Raw genomic sequence first — 22,001 nt, 5'->3', positions numbered from 1 at the left:
GGTGTCCCTATCCCGAACTGAGCGCCTCCTGAACCTCCTGATCGCCTTGCTCAACACCCGTTACGGGCTTCGCCGCAGCGAACTGAGGCAGAAGGTCTACCACGACGAGTCCGGTAACGACGTCGCGTTTGGCCGGATGTTCGAACGCGACAAGAATGATTTGCGGCAGTTCGGCTTCGACGTTGAAACCCTGACGGACCTTGGCTGGAGCGAGGACGACCCCGCCACCACCCGCTACCGGATCGGCAAGGAATCCAACCGGCTTCCCGACGTCGAGCTCGGTCCGGAAGAGTGGACAGTCCTGCTGCTGGCATCCCAGCTCTGGGAACGCGCAGCCCTCGGCACCGCTGCCCAGAGCGCGCTCCGCAAGCTCCAGGCGTCCGGGCGGATGGCCGACGTCGAACTTCCCTCGGGCGTCCAGCCCCGCATCAGGCCGGCAGGCCAGGCATTCGACGACCTCGTGGCGGCCATGCACTCCCGGCACGCCGTGACCTTCCCCTACCTGGCCGGCACCACCGGCAGGGAAGAAGTCCGCACCGTTGAACCGTGGGGCCTGGGGAGCCGCTTCGGGCAGTGGTACCTGATGGGGTATGACCGGGCGCGGCAGGAGCCCCGGCACTTCCGCCTGTCGCGTTTCACGGGTCCCGTCACGACGCTCGCGAAAGAGTCCTTCGAGCCGCCTGCCGACTTCAACATCCGGCTGGAGCTTGCCCGCCTGCCGGAACTGCCGCTCCGCACCGCCGTCGTGGATGTCCGGAAAGGACGCCTGCTGGCACTGAGGGGCCGGGCAAGGGACGCCGGAGCCGAACAGGATCCCGCCGCCCGGGCGGCTGCCGAAGGCCATGAACGCCTTAGCCTTGACTTCCGCGACCCGGAAGTCCTGGCCGAGGAGCTTGCGTCCTACGGTCCCGACGCGCTGCCGGTCGCCCCCGCTGAACTGGTCCGGGCCGTGGAGCGCAGGTTGCGAGCCGCAGCCGCGTTCAGTGCCGCACCTGCCCCTGAGTATGCTTTCCCGGCCGCCCCCGTACGCAAGGTGCGCAAAGGCACCTCGGAGGACCAGCTCAAACGCATGCTCCAGCTGGTCCCGTTCCTGGTCCACAACCAGGGCCTGCACATCCAGGACGTCGCTGAGCACTTCGGGGTGAGCCGCGGTGAACTCGAGGATGACCTGCGGATCCTCATCTGTTCGGGCCTGCCCGAGGGCTACCCCGATGACCTGCTGGACATCCAGTGGGAAGACGACCATGTCTTCATCACCCAGGACCTGGACCTGAAGAAGCCGGTTCGCTTCACCGTGGAGGAAGCCTGCGCGCTCCTCACCGGCCTCGAAACGCTGAACGGGCTGCCGGACGTCGCCGAAGGGGGGGCCCTGGAATCGGTGACGCTGAAGCTGCTGGCGGCGGCAGGGGAGGAGGGCCTGCGCGCCGCTTCCCTGTCCGGCCCGGAAGTTGCACCCGGCGACGCAACAACCCACGCAACGGTGAGGGAGGCCATCGCCTCGCGTGCACAACTCCATCTCACGTACCTGTCGCCGCAGCGGGACGCCGTGTCCGAGCGCGACGTCGACCCGCTCCGGCTCTATTCGCTGGATAACACCTGGTATTTCGAGGCGTTCTGCCACCGGGTCAACGGGTTGCGGAACTTCCGGCTGGACCGGGTGCAGGATGTCCACCCGAACGGGAAACGCGTGGCAGGGAACAGGACGCCCGCGGAGGGTGTACCGGCCAAGCTCTTTACGCCGAACGACGACGACACAACGGTCACCGTGCAGCTCACCAGGCAGGGCCGGGGCCTGGCGGAGGATTACTACGCGGACCGCACGGCGGACCTTCCCGACGGCGGACTCGTGGCGGAGATACGGTTCGGAAGCACCGGCTGGCTGCCAATGTTCGTGGCCCAGCACGGGGGAGCGGTCCGGATCCTCGAACCTGCCGGGCTTGCTGACACGGCCCGGGACTGGCTGGAAGCCGCCCTGGCAAGGTACGGCGGCTAGACTTCTCAGCATGCCTTGGTGGTTCTGGATCCTGTTATGGGTGGCGTTGGTTGCCGTGTCACTCCTCTTCTATTTTGTGCTGGGCGTTCGCCTGTTCCGTAAGTTCATGGCCACGGTCAAGGACCTGGGTGCCGCCGGCGACAAGTTGGGCCACGTTGGCCCGCTCCACGGGGCTGATCACCAGGATCGACAGGACAGCATGGGCCGTCCGGCCGCGGGCTCTGCCGTTTTTGCCTCGCCAGCCGACATGCGACATGATTACGAGGCATCCAAGTCCTCCCGCCGGGAAGAACGCCGCCTTCGGCGAGTGCAGCGCAAGAAGGACCGGGGCCAGCCGCAGGCTCTCACAGATCTCGACTTCACATAGAAGTAGGATGTTTTTAGAGGAAAGGATTTCCCATGGGAAGACTCTTTGATGGCCCCTGGCCCATCGTCATTATCATCGTCGTTGCACTGCTTCTCTTTGCCGCGCCCAAGCTCCCTGCCATGGCGCGCAGCCTTGGCCAGTCCATGCGGATCATCAAGTCCGAGGTCAAGGAAATGAAGAACGACGGCAAAACCGAGTCCACCGACGCCTCCGGCCCGGTGGAGGGAACCATCGTGAACCACCCCAAGGCGAAGCCGGGAGAGCCGACCGACGGCACTGACGTTCCGCCGTCGAACCGCGCCTAAACCCCAGTGGCACTGAAGCGGGCCCGTAAAGCCAACCCCGAGGGGCGGATGTCCCTCTGGGACCACCTCAAGGAGCTGAAGAACCGGCTCATCAAGTCGGCGATCGGTGTCGTCATCGGGGGCATCGGCGGCTGGATACTTTACGATCCGCTGCTGAAGGCCCTGGCAGAGCCCGTCAACCGCATTTCCGATCAGACCGGCGGGCTCGCCGCCATCAACTTCGGCAGCATCGCGTCGCCGTTCGACTTCAAGCTCCAGATGTCGCTCCTCATCGGTGTGGTCATCTCCAGCCCCATCTGGATCTACCAGCTGTGGGCTTTCATCACCCCGGGCCTGACGTCGAAGGAGCGCCGCTACACGCTGGGCTACATGGCTGCGGCGGTTCCGCTGTTCCTTGCCGGGATCTGGGCCGGTTGGCTGGTGGTACCCCAGGTGGTCCATGCGCTGACACAGTTCACACCCGAAGGCTCATCCAGCGTCATTGACGCGCGGACCTACATCGAGTTCGTTACGCGCATGGTCCTGGTCCTGGGTATAGCTTTCCTGGTGCCCGTCGTACTGGTGGGCGTCAACATGGCCGGCATCCTGTCCGGACGCACCATCTTCAAAGCCTGGCGCATCACAGTCTTCCTGGTCTTCGTGCTGGCGGCCATCGCGGCGCCCGGCGCCGATGCCATTTCCATGTTCATGCTCGCGGGGCCATTGCTGGTGCTGTTCTTCGCAGCGATCGGCGTCTGCCTCATGAACGACAAACGCCGTGCGCGCCGCGAGTCGAAGGTAGCTGCCGAAACGGAAGCCACCGCAGACGTCGCAACCCCCAGCAGTGAACTGGGGAACCTCTAAGCTCCCATTAGGCTTGGTGTATGTCCTCCAATACCGGGCCGTTCTCCACAGGCCCAACCACCAGCGGACCGTTCTCGCCGGGGCCGGGTGACGATGTCGAAGAACCCTCACCCGCCGAAAGGTACCGGGCCAGCGCGGAGCGGCGCGCGGAGGCCGCCACGGACCTCGGTGCCTTCATCCAGACCCTCGACTTCGAACTCGACGACTTCCAGCGGCAGGCGTGCCGGTCCCTTGAAGGGGGCAAGGGCGTCCTGGTGGCCGCTCCGACGGGTGCAGGTAAGACCATCGTCGGGGAATTCGCCATCTACCTGGCACTCAAGCGTGGCCTCAAGGCCTTTTACACCACCCCCATCAAAGCGCTCAGCAACCAGAAATTCAGCGAACTCGGCGAGAAGTACGGGGCCGAAAATGTCGGCCTGCTGACCGGCGACACCAGCATCAACGGCGAGGCTTCCGTGGTGGTCATGACCACCGAAGTCCTCCGCAACATGCTCTACGCCGATTCCGCCACCCTGGACGACCTGGGGTACGTCGTCATGGACGAAGTGCACTACCTGGCCGACAGGTTCCGCGGCGCCGTGTGGGAAGAAGTCATCATCCACCTGCCAAGCGAGGTGCAAGTGGTATCCCTCAGCGCCACGGTGTCCAACGCTGAGGAGTTCGGGGCCTGGCTGGACACTGTCCGCGGTGACACGGACATCATCGTCTCCGAACACCGGCCGGTTCCCCTCTGGCAACACGTCATGGTGGGCCGGCGGATCATGGACCTGTTCGCCGGGGAAACCACCTTCGACGAAATCGCCCCTGCGGTCGATGCTGCTGAGGATGAACAGCCCCAAGACGTCAGCGGCAAAAACCGGAGCAAGGACACGAACCGCGGCTTCGACGTCAACCCGGAACTCCTGACCGTGGCCCGCAACGAAGGTCAACAGGGTTTCCGGAGCCGGCCCGGCCGCGTGCAGCGCGGCCGGCGGGGCAACGACCGGCCGGCGCGCCCTGCCGAACAAACGGGCGTGCGGCGGGCCAGCCGTCCCCAGGTCATCGCCAGCCTGGACCGGATGGACCTGCTGCCCGCCATCACGTTCATCTTTTCCAGGGCCGGCTGCGACGCCGCAGTGGCCCAGTGTGTTGCTTCCGGTTTGTGGCTGACCACCGAAAAGGAACAGCGGATCATCGCCGAACGCGTCGATGAGGCCGGCCACGACATTCCGCCGGATGACCTCGACGTCCTCGGTTTCTGGAGCTGGCGCGACGGGTTGCTCCGCGGATTCGCCGCCCATCACGCCGGGATGCTGCCCACCTTCAAGGAAGTGGTGGAGAAGCTCTTCGCCGACGGAATGGTCAAGGCCGTCTTCGCCACGGAGACCCTTGCCTTGGGCGTGAACATGCCGGCCCGGTCGGTGGTGCTGGAAAAGCTCGACAAGTTCAACGGCGAAGCCCACGTGGACATCACCGCCGGCGAGTACACGCAGCTCACCGGACGCGCAGGCCGGCGCGGCATCGACGTCGAGGGCCACGCCGTGGTTCTGTGGCAGCCGGGAGGGGACCCGACAGCGGTGGCCGGCCTGGCCTCCAGGCGCACTTACCCGCTCAATTCCAGTTTCCGTCCCACGTACAACATGAGCATCAACCTCCTGGCCCAGTTCGGCCGCGCCCGGGCCCGGGAAATCCTCGAGTCCTCATTCGCACAGTTCCAGGCGGACCGGTCCGTGGTGGGCCTGGCCAGGCAGGTGCGCAGCCGTGAGGAGTCCCTCGCGGGCTTCGCCAAATCCATGACCTGCCACCTGGGTGACTTCACTGAATACGCACGGCTGCGCCGCGAACTATCGGACGTGGAAAACGCTGCGTCGCGCACCACAACCCGCGCACGCAAGTCCATGAGCGACGACTCCCTGGCCCGCCTCATGCCCGGTGATGTGGTCGATGTTCCCGGCGGCCGGGCACCCGGACCGGCCATCGTGCTCAGCTCGGACCACAGCAGCAGGGAACCGAGGCCCGCTGTGCTGACCCTCGATAACCAGCTGCGCAGGATCGGCACGGACGACCTGGAGGGCCCCATCGCGCCCGTTACCCGGATCCGCATCCCCAAGTCCTTCAATGCCAAGGTCCCCAAGTCGCGCCGCGATCTTGCGTCCTCGGCCAGGAACGCCTTGCGCGAGAACCGGCCGCCCGCGCCGGGCCACAACCGCAACAACGATTTTGGGCTTGCCACTGCGCTGCCGGACCAGGAGAAGCGCATTGCCGAACTCCGGCGTGCCCTGCGCGCCCACCCGTGCCACGGGTGCAGCGAGCGGGAAGACCATGCCCGCTGGTCCGAGCGCTGGTGGAAGCTGCGTCGCGAAACGGACAACCTGGTACGCCAGATCCAGGGGCGGACCAATACCATTGCCAAGACTTTTGACCGGGTGTGCGACGTCCTGTCCGCCTACGGCTACCTCGACGCCTCAACTGACGGGCGGCTGGCCATCAGCCCGGACGGGCAGCGGCTCCGGCGGATCTATGGAGAGAAGGACCTCCTGATTTCCCAGTCGCTCCGCCTTGGCGCCTTCGGCGACCTGGACGCCGTCGAGGTTGCCGCCCTGGCCAGCGTGCTCGTGTACCAGGCAAAGCGCGAGGACCGCGGATTGCGCCCCCGGATGCCCAGTGTCTCCCTGGAAACGTCAGTGGACATCGTGGTCCGGGAATGGTCCGCGCTTGAGGACGTCGAAGAATCGAACAAGCTGCCGCTCACTGGTGAGCCCGAACTCGGCCTGGTGTGGCCCATCTACAAGTGGGCCCGTGGGCGCCACCTGCAGGATGTGCTGAGCGGCACCGACCTCGCCGCCGGAGACTTCGTCCGCTGGGTCAAGCAGGTGGTGGACCTGCTGGACCAGATCGCCAAGATTCCAGGCCTCGAACCACGGCTCGCCCGGCTGTGCGGCGAGGCAATCAACCTGATCCGCCGCGGCGTCGTGGCCTATTCATCTGTCCAGTAAACGTACCGCCTGCCCCATGGTGCCGGGACTGTTCCGGCACGCCCCTATGCGAGGAGCCTTTCGCCAATGACCACGTCCGGTCCAGAGTCCAATTCCCGTTCCAAGGCAGTGCTCTACCGCAACGGATCCGTCTACACCGCGGCCGATCCGTTTGCCACGGCCATGTTGGTGGACGGCGATACCGTGGCTTGGGTGGGGTCCGAGCAGGCGGCGTCCTCCATTGCTGATTCAACGATGGACATCATCGACCTGCGGGGCGCCCTTGTCACGCCGGGGTTTGTGGATTCACATGCGCACCTTACGGAAACCGGCATTGCCCTCGGCTCCCTGAAGCTTGCATCCGTGAACTCCGCCCGGGAACTGCTGGACGCCGTTGCTTCGGCCGGCGGCAGCGGGCCCGTCCTGGGTCATGGCTGGGACGAGACGCAATGGACGGACGCGACGTTGCCCACCGCTGACGAACTGGACCGGGCGGCCGGCGGCCGGTCCGTTTACCTGTCACGCGTGGACGTCCACTCTGCGCTGGTCTCGGGTGCCCTGGCACGGGAGCCTGGCCTGCAGGACGCAGAGGGGTACGACGGCGGTGCGAGAGTCTCGCGCGCGGCCCATGCGGCTGCCAGGCGGTCCGCGCGCCGCTTACCCGCCGACGTCCTTCGCGGATACCAGGCGAAGGCCCTGGCAGAGGCGGCAGCGAATGGCTACGTGGCCCTGGCCGAGATGGGTGCCCCGCACATTGGTGGCGCGGATGACTTGCGGCTTGCGGCCGCGTGGAACACCGAGGGTTCCGGAAGGCCTGCACAACCGGAAATCCTGCCCTACTGGGGCGAGCTGGCCGGAACCGAGGAACAGGCACGCAGCCTTGTTTCGCAGTTTGGCTTCGATATCCGCGGCTTGGCAGGTGACCTGAACATTGATGGTTCGATCGGTTCACGCACCGCAGCCCTGCGCGCCGGCTACAGTGACGCCCCCGAGGAGCGTGGCAGCCTGTACCTGGGCGTTCAGGAAGCTGCGGCGCACCTGGCAGCCTGCTCGCTGGCCGGCATCCAGGGCGGGTTCCATGTCATAGGCGACGCAGGCCTGGATACGGCACTCGCTGCGCTGGACCTGGCGGCGGAACAGGTAGGGGAGCAGCGCGTGCGCGCGGCAGGCCACCGCTTTGAACATGTGGAAATGACGGACGCCGATGCGGTAGCCCGGCTTGCCAAATATTCGGTGACCGTCAGCGCCCAGCCGGCATTCGATGCCGCGTGGGGCGGATCAGGCGGCCTGTATGGCCAGCGCCTGGGGGAGCGGAGCGGGTCCATGAACCAGTTCGCCGCCCTGTACTCCTCAGGTGTGCCCGTATGCTTCGGCAGTGACAGCCCGGTGACTCCGCTCCGCCCCTGGTCGAGCGTGCGTGCATGCCTGGAACACCACAACGACGGTCAGCGCATCTCCGCCCGGGCCGCGTTCCTGGGGCATACCCGAGCCGGCTGGCGGGCCGCCAAGTACTCCGACCCCATGGCCGGACAGCTGGTACCGGGAGCGCCGGCAAGCTTTGCCGTGTGGGAGGTCGACGAGCTGATGGTCCAGGTGGCCGACGGCCGCGTCCAGTCCTGGAGCACCGATCCCCGGGCGCGCACACCGCTGCTGCCCGCCCTGGACACCGGATCCGACCCCGCCTGCCTGCAGACGGTGCGGAACGGCGTCGAACTGTTCGCAAGCCCGGCCTTGCGATCCTGACCCAGCCACCCGTCCTATACTTGGTAGTTGCGCCAACAGGCAGCTTGCTTGCCGGCCGGTGCACCGACCGCTCCCACCAGGAAAGGCCCTCTGTGCGCGTCCTTACGATCATCCCCACCTACAACGAACTGGAATCGCTGCCCAAGACGCTCCAGCGCCTTCGGACCGCCGTGCCGGCGTCGGATGTGCTGGTAGTGGATGACAACAGCCCCGATGGCACCGGCCAGCTGGCCGACGCCAAAGCGGCCGAAGATTCCCAGGTCCACGTCCTGCACCGAAAGGGCAAGGAAGGACTCGGCGCCGCCTACATCGCCGGGTTCAAGTGGGGACTCGACGCCGGCTACGACGTGCTTGTGGAGATGGACGCCGACGGCTCCCACCAGCCCGAACAGCTTCCCCAGCTGCTTGAGGCCGTGGAGCAGGGCGCAGACCTGGCCATGGGGTCGCGCTGGGTTCCCGGCGGGAGCGTGGTCAACTGGCCGCTGTACCGCCAGGCCATTTCACGGGTGGGCAGCACGTACGCCCGCCTGATGCTGGGCCTGAAGATCAAGGACGTCACCGGCGGCTACCGCGCCTTCCGCAGGTCCACCCTCGAGAAGCTCAACCTGGACCAGGTGGATTCCGTGGGCTACGGTTTCCAGGTGGACCTGGCCTGGCGCGTGGCGCGGATGGGCCTGCGCATCGAGGAACGCCCCATCACGTTCGTGGAACGTGAACTGGGCGCTTCGAAGATGAGCGGCAATATCGTTGTCGAGGCCATGATCAACGTCACCAAATGGGGCCTGGCCGCCCGCTGGAACACCCTCACCCGCAAGGCCGCGGCGAAGCGGTAGATTCCGGCCACCTGCAACAGAAAAGGAACTGCCCCGGCACCATGTGCCGGGGCAGTTCCTTTACGTTGTGGCTGGCGGAGCCTAGGCCGAGCGGCGCTCTCCGCGGCGTTCGCGCAGGATGGTCAGCCGGTCTTCCAGGATCTGTTCCAGCTCCGGCAGGGAGCGGCGTTCCAGGAGCATGTCCCAGTGCGTGCGCACTGCTTTGTCATTGCTTGTATCGGGGCGTTCGCCGTCGACCAGCAGCGCTTCCTTGCCGGTCTTGGAAACCCACACCGGCGGGATCTCTGCTTCGGAGGAGAAAGTGACGAAGACCTGCTCGCCGTCCTCGCAACGGTATTCGACACGCTGGCGCGGAGCCGGCTCGACGCCTGACTCTGTCTCCATGCTCTGCGCGCCAAGGCGCATACCCCGCAGGCTGCGATCGCTCATGATTTCTCCCTCTGGTCGGTTCGCGGAATGGAAACCCGCGCTAGCCGGCAGCGTCGAGACGCCGCCGGACTACTGTGTGCTCTGTGCTGCATCATAAGATTCAACGCATTCCGAAGCTTTGTTGTTCCAGCGGAACAATACCTGCCGGACAAATACCCCATTATACGGGCTGCAGACACGTGGGTCCAAAACAAGGGGAGGAACCCGCGAAGGCTCCTCCCCTTGCCGATAGGGCTGTGATGCCCCTGAACTGATCAGGGCTCAGATGTCTTGGCCGCTGTTTGGTCGAACAGGCCGCCCGCTGCTGCGGGGTCCGGGTTGGTTCCGCCCAAGGCGCTCCCGATGCCCTTGAGCGCCTCGCCAACTTCACTGGGGATGATCCACAGCTTGTTGGACGTGCCTTCTGCCAGCTTCGGCAGGGTCTGGAGGTACTGGTAAGCCAGAAGCTTCTGGTCCGGGTTGCCCTTATGGATTGCGTCGAAGACCTTCTGGATGGCCTGGGACTCACCATCCGCCCGGAGGATGGCCGCCTTTGCCTCACCTTCGGCCTTGAGGATGGCGGCCTGACGCTGCCCTTCAGCGGTCAGGATGGCTGACTGCTTGGTGCCTTCAGCCGTGAGGATGGCCGCCCGGCGGTCGCGCTCGGCGCGCATCTGCTTTTCCATGGAGTCCTGGATGGAGTGCGGCGGATCGATGGCCTTGAGTTCCACCCGGGAAACCCTGATGCCCCAACGGCCGGTGGCCTCGTCCAGCACGCCCCGGAGCTGTCCGTTGATCTGGTCGCGGGAGGTCAGCGCCTCCTCCAGGTTGAGTCCGCCCACGACGTTACGCAGGGTGGTGGTGGTGAGCTGTTCCACAGCCTGGATGTAGTTGGCGATCTCGTAGGTGGCAGCCCGTGCGTCCGTGACCTGGAAGTAGACCACGGTGTCGATGCTGACCACGAGGTTGTCCTCGGTGATAACCGGCTGGGGAGGGAACGAGACGACCTGTTCGCGGAGGTCCAGCAGGGGCAGGAGGCGGTCCACGAACGGAATGAGGATGGTGAGCCCCGGGTTGAGCGTCCGCTGGTACTTGCCCAGGCGCTCCACGACACCCGCCCGGGCCTGCGGAACGATGCGGACCGACCGCACCAGGACGATGATCACAAAGATGATCAGTACTACCAGCACGACGGCCAAGGCGGCACTGCCTGCGTTATCCATACATTTCCTTCTTCCCCAATTGATAAAGCTGTGTCAGGTACGGTCTTCGGCCGGAGGCGGCGCCGACACTACGGCGGTGGCGCCGTCAATGGCTGCGACGACCACCATCTGCCCGGCAGAGAGGATGCCGGCCGCGGAGCGTGCGCTCCAGATGTCGCCGCCAATCTTCACCAGGCCGCCATCCGATGTCACCGCCTCCATGACTACGGCATGCTCACCGATGAGGCGGTCCACATTTGTCCGCTGCTCGGCGGGGCCCTTCTTCAGGTGGGACAGGGCAACGGGCCGGACGAAGGCGACCATGAGCAAGGAGACAATGCAGAAGATGACGATCTGCAGCCACGGGTCTGCGCCGGCGAAATCGGACACCAGGGCAGCCAGTGCACCGCCGCCCAGCATGATGAAGAACAGGTCGAGGGTGATCATTTCGACCACCGCGAACGCCAGGAATGCGGTCAGCCACACGGCCCACCAGTTTTCACCCAACCACTCGAACACTGTGTTCCCCCTTCGTTACAAGGTCCTGACGCGGACCTTTGAGTAACTGTGACTTCCATCCTAGTCGGGCACCACAGGCGGGGTGCGGGCCCGGAGCGGAAGACCGGGGATAGTGGCCAAGTCGTTACAGGCGGCTCTTTGGCCGGTACACCAGCACCCTGAACTTCGCATCAGCTGCCAAGGGCTCGGGGCTGCTGTCCAAGCGGTCTGCGATGGCGTCGCGGCCCTGGTGGTGCCCGGCGGGTCCCATGAAGGCCAGGTCGGCGGCTTCCCGGCGGGTGAGGGACAGCGGAATATCGACGTCGGTAGCCGACTCTGCGTCAAAGTGCTCCGCCATGGCGGAGGCCAGGCGGGAGTCCTTGCCTTCCTCGATCCCCAGCATGCCGGTCAGCGCGGCAAGGGTGGACAGGTGCCCGGCCCGTGGTGTGACAACCACAAGGCGGCCGTGCGGCCGGAGGACGCGGGCGAACTCCGCCGGGTTCCTCGGGGCGAAAATGACCGTCACCGCGTCCACCGACCCATCGGCCAGGGGAATGCGCTTCCACACGTCCCAGACGAGGTTGACGGCCTCCGGGTTGAGCCGCGCCGCCCGCCGCAGGGCAAACTTCGAGATGTCGATCCCCACAGCGTTCACCGTCCGGCCCTGCTCCGCGGCAGAGTCCAGCACGGCCCTCAAATAGTGGCCGGTACCTGTACCGGCATCCAGGACGGCTGCATGTTCGCTGGACAGGCAAGGTACGACGGCGGCTGCCACCCCGCGTGCCAGCGGTGCGTAGTGTCCCGTTCCAAGGAAGGTGGAACGGGCGTCGGCCATCGCAGCCGTGTCCGCCTCAAAGGACGTGCCCTTGCCCACCAGCATGTTGAAGTATCCCTGCCGTGCCGCGTCGAAGCTGTGCCCGGACCCGCACGCCATTCGGGCAGGTCCCGAGGCGCGGGTATCGGCCGCCGCCAACGGCTTCAAACAGAGGGGGCATAGCAGCGGCAGGTCATTGGGAAGGGGCATGGCCTCTATCTTAAGCGGCTAGGGCACACTGATTCCGGCAGGGCCGTCATCGAAGCCCAGGCCCTCCCTTGCCTTGCCGGTCCCCGGCCCGGCCCAGTGGGCAGCGTACTCGGCGTTGCTGCACAGCGATCGGAGCTGCGCCCGGTCCACGTAGAGGATCCCGTTCAGGTGGTCCGTCTCATGCTGGACAATGCGTGCCTGCCAGCCGGAGAACTCACGCCGCTCCGCGCCGCCGTCGGGCCTGACGAAGTCCAGCAGCACCGCCTGGGGGCGTGAAACCACCGCCTGCAGGCCATTGAGGGAAAGGCAGCCCTCGTAGAAGGCGGCGCGGTCCGGACCCGCGGAGGTGTAGGCGGGGTTCAGGATGGCCAGGAATTCGAGCGGCGCACGCCTGCGGATGGCAGCGGCCTCGTGGTCAACGTCGTACTGGTCCTCCAGGACGGCCAGTTGCAGGGGAATACCGAGCTGGGGCGCTGCCAGTCCCACGCCCGGAGCCTCATGCATGACCTGCCGCATGAGCTCAACAAGCCTGGCCAACTGGTCGGGGGATATTTGGCCGTCGAAGGGAGCCGCCTTCTGCCGCAGCGCCGGGTGGCCTGCCTGCACGATCGGCGGGAGGGTTCCGGCAGACAGGATGCGCTCCACAGTCTCGCGGATCTGCTCGGCGGTGAGTGCCGTGGCTGGTGCGGAGAGGGTCATGGTGAAAGCCTAACGGCCGGTCCGGGGGACTCCGGTCCTCCGCTAAGGTCTATTCCATGGCTGACGAAACCATTGTGCCTGGCGCGCCCGCTGCACCTGTTGAACCCGCTGCACCTGTTGAACCCGCTGCACCTGTTGAGCCTGTTGAACCCGCGGCGTCCTCCGGCCCGGTGGACCGCGTCCTCGAGTTCATCCGGATCCTGGAAGCCGGCGGGGGAGCGGCCGAGATCAGGCCCTACCTGGCTGATACGTTCACGCTCGTGGAAGCACCCCACCTGCTGGCGCCCGGGGGTTCTACCCGCACCCTCGCGGACGTGTTGGCAGGCGCCGACCAAAGTTCGCAGGTGGTGGCCAACCAGGAGTTCATCATCAGGAGGACAACCTGCGAAGGCGGACGCGTGGCTGTCGAAGCTGACTGGTCCGCAACCGTGCTGATGGACATCCGCTACTGGGACCGCGGTGAGACTATCCGGGCGCGGACCTCGTCGGTCTTCGAAGTCCGTGACGGGCTGATCGTCAGCCAGGACAGCTACGACTGCTACTTCCGCTGAGACCGGTTGCGTCGAACTCCTGCTGCATGGTGAACCGCCCGGCCACCCACTGGTTGATGGCAGGGGATGCAGCGGCCGCGCCGATCACGGTGTTCCGCAATGCAAGGACCCGGGCGGGCAGCGGCCGGCCCAGCAGCATATTGATTTCAGCCTGCCGCCGCGCCCGCAGGGCTGCCCGGCTGCGGCCCCGCTCGTAATCGCGGAAGGCCTCCGGGGCGTGCCTGCCCGTGACTGTCTGGACGATCAGCGGGGCCAGGGCCTGGGCGTCGAGCCATCCCAGGTTCATCCCTTGCCCACCGATGGGGCTGATTTCGTGGGCGGCGTCCCCCACCAGGATCACGCGTCCGGCCACGGTCCTGCGGGCCACCGATGATCTGACGCTGAAGGCGCTGAGCATCGTATTGGTGGCGGGCACCGGGTGGATGCCGGTCCGGTCCGCTACGAGCCGGGCCAGTTCTTCCGGGGTTGCCCCTCCGGCGCGTTGTCCCAGCCGGACCACCCAGCGCCGGGCGGCGCCCGGCAGCGGAAACGACTCGACGATGCCTGCGCTCTCGAGGAAGAGCACGGCCCGGTCACCAAATTCCGGGTGGTCCGCGAAGTCACCCATCAGATAGTGGTCGGGGTAGGTTTTCCGCAGGACCGGGACGCCGAGCAGGTCCCTGACCGTGGACCGTGGACCGTCCGCGCCGACCACTATCGACGCCCGGAATGTACTGCTCCCTTGCGCGGCACCCCCGGCGGGCGTTGCCGACACACTGGCGCTGCCGCCGTCGTACGCTACCTCGCGTACCTCCATCCCCCTGACCAGCGCGCAGCTGTCGAGGGCGTGCACCTGTTCTTCCAGCAACTGCTCGGTCCGGTACTGCGGCAGCGAAAGGACGAACGGAAATGCTTCCGATACTCCGGCGAACGGCATGCGGCCCACGGTCCGGCCACGGCTGACCGCCAGCCCGGAATGGATGGGGACGCCTTCGGCCACCATCCGGCCGGCGATGCCCAGCTGGTCCAGTGCGGCGAGGGCCGGCGGGTGGATGCCAATGGCCCGGGAATGATGGTTCCTGGCGGATCTCTGTTCCAGGACACGGACGGTAATTCCTTGCCGGAGGAGGACGGCGGCCAGGTACAGGCCCACCGGCCCGGCCCCGACGATGACCACATCAGCATTCATGGCCGCCTGCGCAGTGCCAGCACCTGGTGGAAGGCTGCACCGGGTTCCACGGTCCAGCCCGGGGGAGCGAGGGCGGACAGCTCCGCGGCCGTATAGCTGCGCCGGATCGAGGTCAGCCCGTCTTCCCGGATGAAGGAGTTCTGAAGGGGGAGGGTGGCTACCCCGAAAAGGGCGAAGGCCACCGGACTGCGGCGCAGGTCGTTGTGCAGGGCTTTCTTCCGGGCAAGCACGTCCGAGTGGGACAGCAGGTCGGTGAATTCTTCCGTTCCGAGATGGTGCAGGACGTGGTTGGAGATAACGACGTCGAACACGGCACCTTCGCTGACCAGCTCGGCACTGTGCGCCTGCCGGAAGTCCACGCCGCTGGTCGGCGGCCGGTTGCGGGCGAAGGCAGCCGCGCGCGGATCCGGGTCGATGCCCGTGATCCTGACGGCAAGCCCATCCCTGGCGGCCCAGCGGGCGAGCATGACGGCGAGGTCACCGCCGCCGGACCCGATGTCAAGGATGCTGGCCGGTCCGGCTGACAGGACAGGACGAAGTTCCGCGACGTACAGCCGCCTCCAGCCGGACACGATCCTGTTGACCGGGCCGAACTGGCGGTAGGTGTTCTCCAGCTTCCGCGCATCGCAGTCCGGCAGGTCCATCTGTTCCAGCTCGCCTGCCGCACGCTCGGGCCAGATGCGCACCGGCTCAGGCCACCGGGATTTCCTGCAGCAGCTCTTCCTGCCTCATCCCAGCCGGGTCCCCGGCCGCTGCCGGCGCCTGCCGCAGCTTGGTCAGGAGCGCTGTTTCCACTGTCAGGCCGGGGCCGAATGCCATGGAACAGATCCGTTCGTCTCCCGGTTCGCTGTCCTGTTCGAGGATGTGCCGGAGGACAAAGAGTACTGTGGCGCTGCTCATGTTCCCGTAGTTGCGCAGGACTTCCCGGGCCGGGACCAGCTGTTCGTCGGTGAGGCCCAACCGGGACTGGACCTTGTCCAGGATGCTGCGGCCGCCAGGGTGGATAGCCCAGTGCCTGATGCCGGTGTAGGGGAGTGCTTCGAGGTGGGGCTCGCGGGCCAGCAGGGGCTGCAGCGCGCCGACGATGTGATCGTCGATGATGTGCGGGACGTAGTTGCCGAGCACCATTTCGAAGCCGTGGTCGCCGATGTTCCAGGCCATGGAGTCCTCGCCAACCGGCGTCAGCACCGTTTCGAAGTGGTCGAGCTGCAGCAGGGCGGTTTCCTCCGCCGCCGGGTTGGCCGTAACGACGGCGGCCGCGGCACCGTCGGCAAACAGGGCCGATCCCATGATGGTGTCCGGGTCATTGGACGTCCGGACGTGCAGTGAGCACAGTTCGGCACAGACGACGAGGACGACGGCGTTCGGGTCGGCTTCGCAGAACAGCTTGGCCGCGCGGAGGGCCGGAAAGGCCGCGTAACAGCCCATGAAGCCAAGGTGGTAGCGCTGCACCGACGGGTCCAGGCCGAGCACGCGGACGATCTTGTAGTCAGGGCCGGGGTTGAAAAAGCCGGTACAGGAGACTGTTATGAGATGAGTTATGTCAAGTAAATCGAGGTCCGGGCAGGCTTTGACGGCGGCAGCGGAGGCCTCGACAAACAGCTTGGTGGCCTCACGGGCGAAGATGTCGTTGCGGACCTTGGTGCTGGGATTCAGGAGAAGTCCCGAGTCCGGGTCGTAGAACTGTGGATCTTCGGAGCGGAATGCGTTGGTCAGCTCGTTGACGGCCGTGAACCTGGTCTCAATGGCAGCCGAGTCGAAGCACGTGCCCACCAGCCGTGAACCGAGCCTGCTGAGTCCGGGTTGCGCGGCGAAAACGTCACGCGCCTCTGCCTGGATCAGCTTTGTTGCCGGAACTGCAGTTTCAAGTGAACGCACGTAGACCGTCATTGACCCATTCTTAACGAGCCCATCCACAAAGACAATGGTTCACCGGTTTGACCTGCGGAATTGCCCCCGGCTGCCCCTATCCGCACATGCTCCCGGAACGCCGATAATCAACATTATGTCAAGTAGTAATGACTCTAAGTGCTATTCCTGCACATCGTGAGGATGTGGGAAACGCCTGCTGTACCTCCCCTAAAGCGGTGCTGACCAGCGATTTTGCCTTGACGGCAGGATTGCCGGGGTTCTGAAGGCGCGTACTGTTCCGTGCTCGTCGCGGATGCCGTATTCGGCATCCGAACTGCGGTTTCGTCGTTGACCGATTGCGTTTCTCGCAAACTGCGTGCGAAAATTGCAAAGGGTTCTTGATGATGCGAGGCGAACCATGGCACGGGATAACGGAAATGTTCTCTATGTTCCTTTCGGCGGTCAGACGCCGGATCCGGACTCGTTCCTAGCGCTCGTCCTGGATGGCTGGGAACGCCAGCAGCGTGCGAAGGATTTCTCGGCAGCGACAATCCGTACCAGGCGCAATGTAGTACTGAGCCTCGTGGACTTCTCGGGCAGGTATCCATGGGAATGGAGCCTCGTCGACGCCGACGATTATTTCTCCCACGCCCGTGCCGTGAGGAACCTGTCCCACGGCACTGTCAGGTCGTATCAGGGTGCGGTGAAACTGTTCTGCGACTACGCCTGCAGTCCGCGCTACGACTGGTGCGAGCAAAGCGCGAAGCTATTCGGCCGGGTCTTTGCCCAGGTCGTGACCGAACTGAACCGGGTCACACATTCGCAGCCGACGGAAGCACGACCGGGGAAGCGACCTTTCAGCCAGCGTGAACTGCAGGAACTCTTCGGCCTTGCAGATCTCGAGGTCGAGCGGATCCTGGACTCGGGCCGCAAGGGCGCATTGTCTGCATGGCGTGACGCGATTGCCTTCAAGTCGGCCTACAGTTGGGGTCTGCGCTCCGAGGAATTTCGCCGCTTGCAGGTGTCTGATTTTTCCCGCAACGGCAAGGCACCCTTCCTCGGAAATCACGGCGTGGTCCTCGTGCGCTGGGGAAAGCCTCACAAGGGTTCAGCCAAGAAGGTCCGTTCAGTCCTCACCGTTTGGGAGTGGTCCGCGGAAATGGTGGCCGATTGGATCAAAAACGGGCTCCCCCGCTACGGCTATCCGGTCACTGACCTGTTCCCCACCAGCAGCGGCAAAATCGTGGGCGAGTCGCACCTGAACGGCCGGCTCCATGACTTCCTGGATGAGCTGGGATACCCGCCAGGACTGGACCTGCATTCCTTCCGCCGCTCCTATGCCACGCACCTGACCACAGGCGAAGGGTTTGACCTGACCTTCGTGCAGCTGCAACTCGGCCATGATCACGCCTACACGACGTCGCTATACACGCTGCCCTCCCCCGACTACCAGCGCCTCGCCCTGGAGCGGGTGCATGATCGGACCATCAAAGCGGCCCTGGCGCTGCCCTCAGAAAGGAAGCACCCATGAGCAGACGAGAAATCGCCTACACCTGGCGGGTCCGCGAGATCATGGCCCGACGAGGGGTCCACACGGCCAAGGAGCTCGCTGCCCTCCTGCACGATCGCGGCATCACCCTGACTGCCAACGCAATTTGGCGGATCGTGACCCAGGAACCCGAACGGATCTCCTTCAAGGTTCTCGTCGCGCTTTGTGATGCCTTGGACGTAACACCCAACGACCTCATCACCTACTCAGCCACCGAAGCCAAGACCATCCGGCACCGCAAAGCTGCGGGCGAAGACATCCCTGACCTGCACAACTACCGCCCAGTGCGTGCACGAATCGTGGAGGACGATGGCTAACCCGGGCCGACCTGGCACCGGAGGCAACGGATCCGTGCGGCCGCCCACACTCAACGACCTGCCGATCCCTAGGAAGCGTGGCCGGCCCCGCTCGAGCGGGGATTATCTCTGCAGCCGATGCAACCAGCTGGTGGCCAAAATCAGGGTGCGCTGGCCTGACGGGCCGGTCTGCGGAGCCTGCTTCACAGAGGCCACCCACACCCGCGGCAGATGCCCCCGCTGCCTCGAAACCCGCATGCTCCCCGGACGCTCACCCGACCACCAGCCCATCTGCCGCGACTGCGCAGGCATCACGACCACACTCACCTGCACCCGATGCAACCGGGAAGTCGAAAGGTTCCGGGGCGGCCTATGCATCCGCTGCGCTCTCAAGGACGACCTCACCGCAGCGCTCAAACCTGGTGACAACCTCAGCCTGCACCGCCTCATTGATCTCCTGGCGGAGGCCGGCAGGCCCGAAAGCATCTACACCTACATGCGCCCCGGCACCCAGGCCAGGGAACTCCTGAACGCCATCGGCGACCGAACACTCCCACTCACCCACGAAGCCTTCGACGCGCTCCCCCAGTCCACAGCAGCCGAACACCTGCGCTACCTGCTCATGCACCACCGCATCATGCCCGGACGCGGTAACGAAAGGCTCGTACGCTTCGAGCAATGGCTTGCCACCAAAATCAGCGGCCTCCCCGACGATGGAACAGCCAAGATCATCGAACGCTTCGCAGTATGGCATCACCTCAAACGCGTCCGCGACAGAGCCACGGACCCAACCGTGAACCTTGAAACCGTCACCCACGCGGCCAAACAGGAGATTACCGAAGCCGCCAAACTTCTCATCTGGCTCCGCGGCACCCATGCCATCGGAGCTGACGAACTCAGGCAGGCCCACATCGACGAATATCTCAGTAGCGGGCCCAGCACCCGCAAACACGTCCGCAACTTCGTACGCTGGCTCAACCAGCAAAACCGCAGACCGTACGGGCAGCTCGACGCGCCGTTCCGACCCGCACACTCCGTGCCGATGATCACCCAAAACGAACGTATCGAACTGGTTCGCAACTGCCTCGATTACAACCACGTCACCACGTCAACGCGCCTTGCAGGCCTCATCCTGCTGCTCTGGGCCCACCCCATAAACAAGATCGCCATGCTCACCCATGACGACATCGACAGCAGTCCCGAGGGCATGTTCCTCAAGCTGGGCACTATCCCCGCCGCAATACCCGAAGCCATCACCGAGATGTTTTGGCACCAACGCCAGGGAAGCGAAAACCGGAACACCACGAATACCAACACGAAATGGCTGTTCCCCGGAACCCGAGCAGGCCAGCACATCCACCCTGCGACCCTTTCCGGACGAATCAAAGTCCTCGGCATCGACAGCCAAAGAGCACGAAACGCCACCCTGCGCGATCTCACCCAGGAAGTGGACGCCCGAACACTGATGGATCTACTCGGCTACAGCCCCGCCATCATCGCCCAACACGCCGCGAGATCGGCCACGAGAATGGCTGACTACGTCAGCCTCAAGCAACAGCACACCTGAGCATCCTGACAAAACGGATAACGCATTTCGCCATCAACTGGAAACTGCCGCTCCGGAAGGGGCGGTCAGCCTCTCCCCTCGTTCTGTGTGCGAGGCCTTCAGATCGGCCCATCAGGCAGCGTCCTGTGGAAGCACCAGGAGGTATCCGGCCGGCAGCTGCGAACTCCATCGCCGGGGTTCCCTGACAACAAACTGGGTGGCGAGTTCCTCAGGCGTCAGCAGGCTGTTGGGTACAGGTGACGGCCCCCATTGTTGGCTGCCGTAGGGGTACAACGGATCCATGACATGGATTCCGGTGACACGGAAGTTCTGGAACTTCGCCGGATCACCAACCGACTCGAAGCCGCTCATCACCCATGCATGCCGGCCGCTCCACATCACCAGGCCCACCGGCCGGCCCGTCTCGGCGATTGCACGCGCCGCCGTCTGCAGGGCCACCCCATAGTCGGCGACGCTGACCACGCTGTAGGGACCCATCCCGGAAGCGGTGAGCACGTGCGCCCAGCCAAACGGGTTGGCACCGTTGAAGGAGTCGGATGACCGTGCGCGGGCCAAGTCCCACAGCTCCCCCTGCTGGACGCTGTCCGACCACGTTCCCCCACCTGTGTCATCGATCAGGTTGTGGGCCATTTGGACGCTCGCCGCAACGCACCAGTCGAAGGTGTACTGCGGAACGAAGTCACCTTCGCGGTAGAGATTGATGGCATACGGTCCGGGTGCCGGCGGCGGAGTGACAGTGGGAAGGGGTGCCGGCGTTGTGGCGGCAGCAGCGGGTTGCGGGGAAGACCCGGCAGTCCCGCCCGCCGGTTGTACGGTCGCTGTGGGCGACGCGCCGCCGGCAGCTGCATCTGTGCTGTTGACCGGCGTGCATGCCACAAGCAGGCTGGCCAATGCTGCCAGCCATACGCTGTGACGGGGACGCGCGCCGTTCATGACCGTTCCAGTCTAGCGCCGGACGCCCATGCCGGCCCCGACCACCGCCCCCAGGCCAAGTCCAAGAGCAAAGCCCAGGAAGGGAGTGTCAAAGAATGCCAACCCGATGGCGATGCCCAAGGCCGCACCGAGCAGGCAACAGATCCACAGCGGCTTGTTCACAGTTCCTCCAACGCAGTCAATCATCCAGCGGGCAGGCCTAGGACTGAATCTACTTCATCCAGCCAGACCTTCCCCCAACCGCGTGCGGACAGGTAGCCCGCGGCCGGCAAGTCGGGTACAGCCTACGGATGCCAAACGTCTTGCCGGCCGATTATCGTCGTTCCCCTAAGGCGCCATCAATCCGGGCCCGCCAGTTGGCAAAACGGGTTCCCGGCGTCTCCACAAGCCGCCTGCGCCTATGAAGATGGTGCCGGTGCAACTCCTTAGCGCCAGGATGCCCGATGCCGCAGTCCCCGTATCTCGAAGACCAGAGCACATCATTGTTTGTACTCCCCCAGCCCCCCGGCCGCCGGACGCCGAGTGCACTGCGGGAAGAGGCACTGACGCATGCGCCGGGAAGGCCTGTGCTGATGCGCCGGCCAGCGCCGGTGAAAGTGCGCGCCGTGATTGGCTCGGCCATCGCGTACACGGTCACGCACATCCTGGTTGAACAGGACGGCAACGGCCCATATTCAGTGCGGTGGGAACCTGGCTGGCTGGTGCACCGCCTCTGAGCCTGCCACAGCGGCAGGTGCCGATGCGGGTAGCTTCGCGGCCGACGGATAGGCTCGAAACCATGAGTCTTTCGAAATCCGGGCCTGCCTCCAGCCCCTTGGTTGTCGTCGCTGCCGTGGCGGACGTTGTCCTGATCCTGGTGTTCGCGGCGATCGGCCGCGACGCACATGCCCGGGACGGGATCATTACCGGCGTCTTTCTCACGGCCTGGCCTTTCCTCGCCGGGGCGGCCGCGGGCTGGCTCGCAACACGTGCATGGCGCGCCCCCATGTCCCTGCGCCGGGCCGGCGCCGGTGTATGGCTGGGGAGCCTCATTGGCGGCATGCTGCTCAGGGCCCTTACGGGGCAGACCGTCGTGGTGCCTTTCGTCGTCGTCGCCCTCCTCAGCCTGGCCGTGCTGCTCATGGGGTACCGGGCGCTGTACCGCATCATCCGGCGCCGTCGAAGCTGAGCGCCGGCTCTCCCCCGGGCCCACCATGTTGGATCAGGCCGGGGCAGGC

Annotated in this window: 23 protein-coding genes; 13 read left to right on the top strand and 10 right to left on the bottom strand. The window is 65.3% G+C overall.

Annotated elements, in window-relative coordinates; genetic code table 11:
* Position 1: 1 nt before the first annotated feature.
* The 7 genes from OVA06_RS08505 (at position 2) to OVA06_RS08475 (ending at position 9,038) form a co-directional block, all read left to right on the top strand.
* Positions 2–1,993 carry a helix-turn-helix transcriptional regulator gene (locus OVA06_RS08505; RefSeq protein WP_268157610.1) on the top strand — a complete coding sequence of 664 codons (1,992 nt, stop codon included), beginning with the start codon at positions 2–4 and terminating at the stop codon, positions 1,991–1,993.
* 10 nt (positions 1,994–2,003) lie between these two features.
* A complete protein-coding gene (locus OVA06_RS08500; RefSeq protein ID WP_261620341.1) occupies positions 2,004–2,360 on the top strand; it encodes a hypothetical protein in 357 nt (118 codons plus the stop codon).
* Between the two features lie 32 nt (positions 2,361–2,392).
* The gene (tatA, locus tag OVA06_RS08495) at positions 2,393–2,665 is read left to right on the top strand and encodes a Sec-independent protein translocase subunit TatA (protein WP_045731378.1); all 273 of its coding nucleotides are present in this window, start codon (positions 2,393–2,395) and stop codon (positions 2,663–2,665) included.
* 48 nt (positions 2,666–2,713) lie between these two features.
* A complete protein-coding gene (gene tatC, locus OVA06_RS08490; RefSeq protein WP_268160708.1) occupies positions 2,714–3,508 on the top strand; it encodes a twin-arginine translocase subunit TatC in 795 nt (264 codons plus the stop codon).
* A 20-nt stretch (positions 3,509–3,528) separates the two neighbouring features.
* A complete protein-coding gene (locus OVA06_RS08485) occupies positions 3,529–6,483 on the top strand; it encodes a DEAD/DEAH box helicase (RefSeq protein WP_268157606.1) in 2,955 nt (984 codons plus the stop codon).
* Positions 6,484–6,549: 66 nt separating this feature from the next.
* Positions 6,550–8,205 (top strand): amidohydrolase, encoded by a 1,656-nt coding sequence (locus OVA06_RS08480; RefSeq protein WP_268157604.1) that lies wholly within the window; start codon positions 6,550–6,552, stop codon positions 8,203–8,205.
* Positions 8,206–8,297: 92 nt separating this feature from the next.
* The gene (locus tag OVA06_RS08475) at positions 8,298–9,038 is read left to right on the top strand and encodes a polyprenol monophosphomannose synthase (protein ID WP_056079234.1); all 741 of its coding nucleotides are present in this window, start codon (positions 8,298–8,300) and stop codon (positions 9,036–9,038) included.
* Between the two features lie 81 nt (positions 9,039–9,119).
* Here the strand turns inward: OVA06_RS08475 and OVA06_RS08470 are convergent, their stop codons facing one another.
* The 5 genes from OVA06_RS08470 to OVA06_RS08450 form a co-directional block, all read right to left on the bottom strand.
* On the bottom strand, positions 9,120–9,467 hold the full coding sequence (locus OVA06_RS08470; protein WP_013600997.1) for an RNA polymerase-binding protein RbpA: 348 nt from the start codon (positions 9,465–9,467) through the stop codon (positions 9,120–9,122).
* Positions 9,468–9,721: 254 nt separating this feature from the next.
* A complete protein-coding gene (locus tag OVA06_RS08465; protein WP_056079238.1) occupies positions 9,722–10,669 on the bottom strand; it encodes an SPFH domain-containing protein in 948 nt (315 codons plus the stop codon).
* A 33-nt stretch (positions 10,670–10,702) separates the two neighbouring features.
* The gene (locus tag OVA06_RS08460; RefSeq protein ID WP_056079241.1) at positions 10,703–11,167 is read right to left on the bottom strand and encodes an NfeD family protein; all 465 of its coding nucleotides are present in this window, start codon (positions 11,165–11,167) and stop codon (positions 10,703–10,705) included.
* A 124-nt stretch (positions 11,168–11,291) separates the two neighbouring features.
* A complete protein-coding gene (locus OVA06_RS08455) occupies positions 11,292–12,170 on the bottom strand; it encodes a methyltransferase domain-containing protein (RefSeq protein WP_268157600.1) in 879 nt (292 codons plus the stop codon).
* Between the two features lie 18 nt (positions 12,171–12,188).
* Entirely contained in the window at positions 12,189–12,869 is a 681-nt protein-coding gene (locus OVA06_RS08450; protein WP_268157599.1) for a peptide deformylase, read from the bottom strand.
* Positions 12,870–12,925: 56 nt separating this feature from the next.
* Between OVA06_RS08450 and OVA06_RS08445 the strand changes: the two genes are divergently transcribed.
* A complete protein-coding gene (locus OVA06_RS08445) occupies positions 12,926–13,420 on the top strand; it encodes a nuclear transport factor 2 family protein (RefSeq protein WP_268157597.1) in 495 nt (164 codons plus the stop codon).
* On the opposite strand, the gene OVA06_RS08440 is transcribed toward OVA06_RS08445, so the two are convergent.
* The 3 genes from OVA06_RS08440 to OVA06_RS08430 are packed head-to-tail and all read right to left on the bottom strand — an operon-like array spanning position 13,386 to position 16,478.
* Positions 13,386–14,588, bottom strand: a complete 1,203-nt coding sequence (locus OVA06_RS08440; protein ID WP_268157595.1) for an FAD-dependent oxidoreductase — start codon at positions 14,586–14,588, stop codon at positions 13,386–13,388. The two genes, OVA06_RS08445 and OVA06_RS08440, sit on opposite strands and share 35 nt — an antisense overlap.
* The gene (locus OVA06_RS08435; RefSeq protein ID WP_442793578.1) at positions 14,585–15,232 is read right to left on the bottom strand and encodes a class I SAM-dependent methyltransferase; all 648 of its coding nucleotides are present in this window, start codon (positions 15,230–15,232) and stop codon (positions 14,585–14,587) included. The genes OVA06_RS08440 and OVA06_RS08435 overlap by 4 nt, the downstream gene beginning before the upstream one ends.
* Positions 15,233–15,278: 46 nt before the next feature.
* The gene (locus OVA06_RS08430) at positions 15,279–16,478 is read right to left on the bottom strand and encodes a type III polyketide synthase (RefSeq protein ID WP_268157593.1); all 1,200 of its coding nucleotides are present in this window, start codon (positions 16,476–16,478) and stop codon (positions 15,279–15,281) included.
* Positions 16,479–16,857: 379 nt separating this feature from the next.
* On the opposite strand from OVA06_RS08430, the gene OVA06_RS08425 reads away from it, so the two are divergent.
* From OVA06_RS08425 to OVA06_RS08415, 3 genes are all read left to right on the top strand, one after another.
* Positions 16,858–17,970 (top strand): tyrosine-type recombinase/integrase, encoded by a 1,113-nt coding sequence (locus OVA06_RS08425; RefSeq protein WP_268157590.1) that lies wholly within the window; start codon positions 16,858–16,860, stop codon positions 17,968–17,970.
* On the top strand, positions 17,967–18,305 hold the full coding sequence (locus OVA06_RS08420) for a helix-turn-helix domain-containing protein (protein ID WP_173160762.1): 339 nt from the start codon (positions 17,967–17,969) through the stop codon (positions 18,303–18,305). Before OVA06_RS08425 ends, OVA06_RS08420 begins: the two co-directional genes overlap by 4 nt.
* Positions 18,306–18,435: 130 nt before the next feature.
* A complete protein-coding gene (locus OVA06_RS08415; protein WP_268157586.1) occupies positions 18,436–19,851 on the top strand; it encodes a site-specific recombinase in 1,416 nt (471 codons plus the stop codon).
* A gap of 111 nt (positions 19,852–19,962) precedes the next feature.
* Here OVA06_RS08415 and OVA06_RS08410 read toward each other — a convergent pair whose 3' ends face one another.
* Positions 19,963–20,784, bottom strand: coding sequence for a hypothetical protein (locus OVA06_RS08410; RefSeq protein WP_268157584.1), 822 nt, complete (start codon positions 20,782–20,784; stop codon positions 19,963–19,965).
* Positions 20,785–20,796: 12 nt separating this feature from the next.
* On the bottom strand, positions 20,797–20,946 hold the full coding sequence (locus tag OVA06_RS08405; protein ID WP_268157582.1) for a hypothetical protein: 150 nt from the start codon (positions 20,944–20,946) through the stop codon (positions 20,797–20,799).
* A gap of 281 nt (positions 20,947–21,227) precedes the next feature.
* Between OVA06_RS08405 and OVA06_RS08400 the strand changes: the two genes are divergently transcribed.
* Entirely contained in the window at positions 21,228–21,500 is a 273-nt protein-coding gene (locus OVA06_RS08400) for a hypothetical protein (protein WP_268157580.1), read from the top strand.
* A gap of 62 nt (positions 21,501–21,562) precedes the next feature.
* Positions 21,563–21,952 carry a DUF3054 domain-containing protein gene (locus OVA06_RS08395; protein WP_268157578.1) on the top strand — a complete coding sequence of 130 codons (390 nt, stop codon included), beginning with the start codon at positions 21,563–21,565 and terminating at the stop codon, positions 21,950–21,952.
* Positions 21,953–22,001 lie beyond the last annotated feature (49 nt).

The organism is Pseudarthrobacter sp. SL88 (assembly GCF_026672455.1).
Classification (GTDB): domain Bacteria; phylum Actinomycetota; class Actinomycetes; order Actinomycetales; family Micrococcaceae; genus Arthrobacter.
The sequence above is the reverse complement of the archived record's forward strand: the minus strand, read 5'-3'. Positions and strand labels throughout refer to the sequence as shown.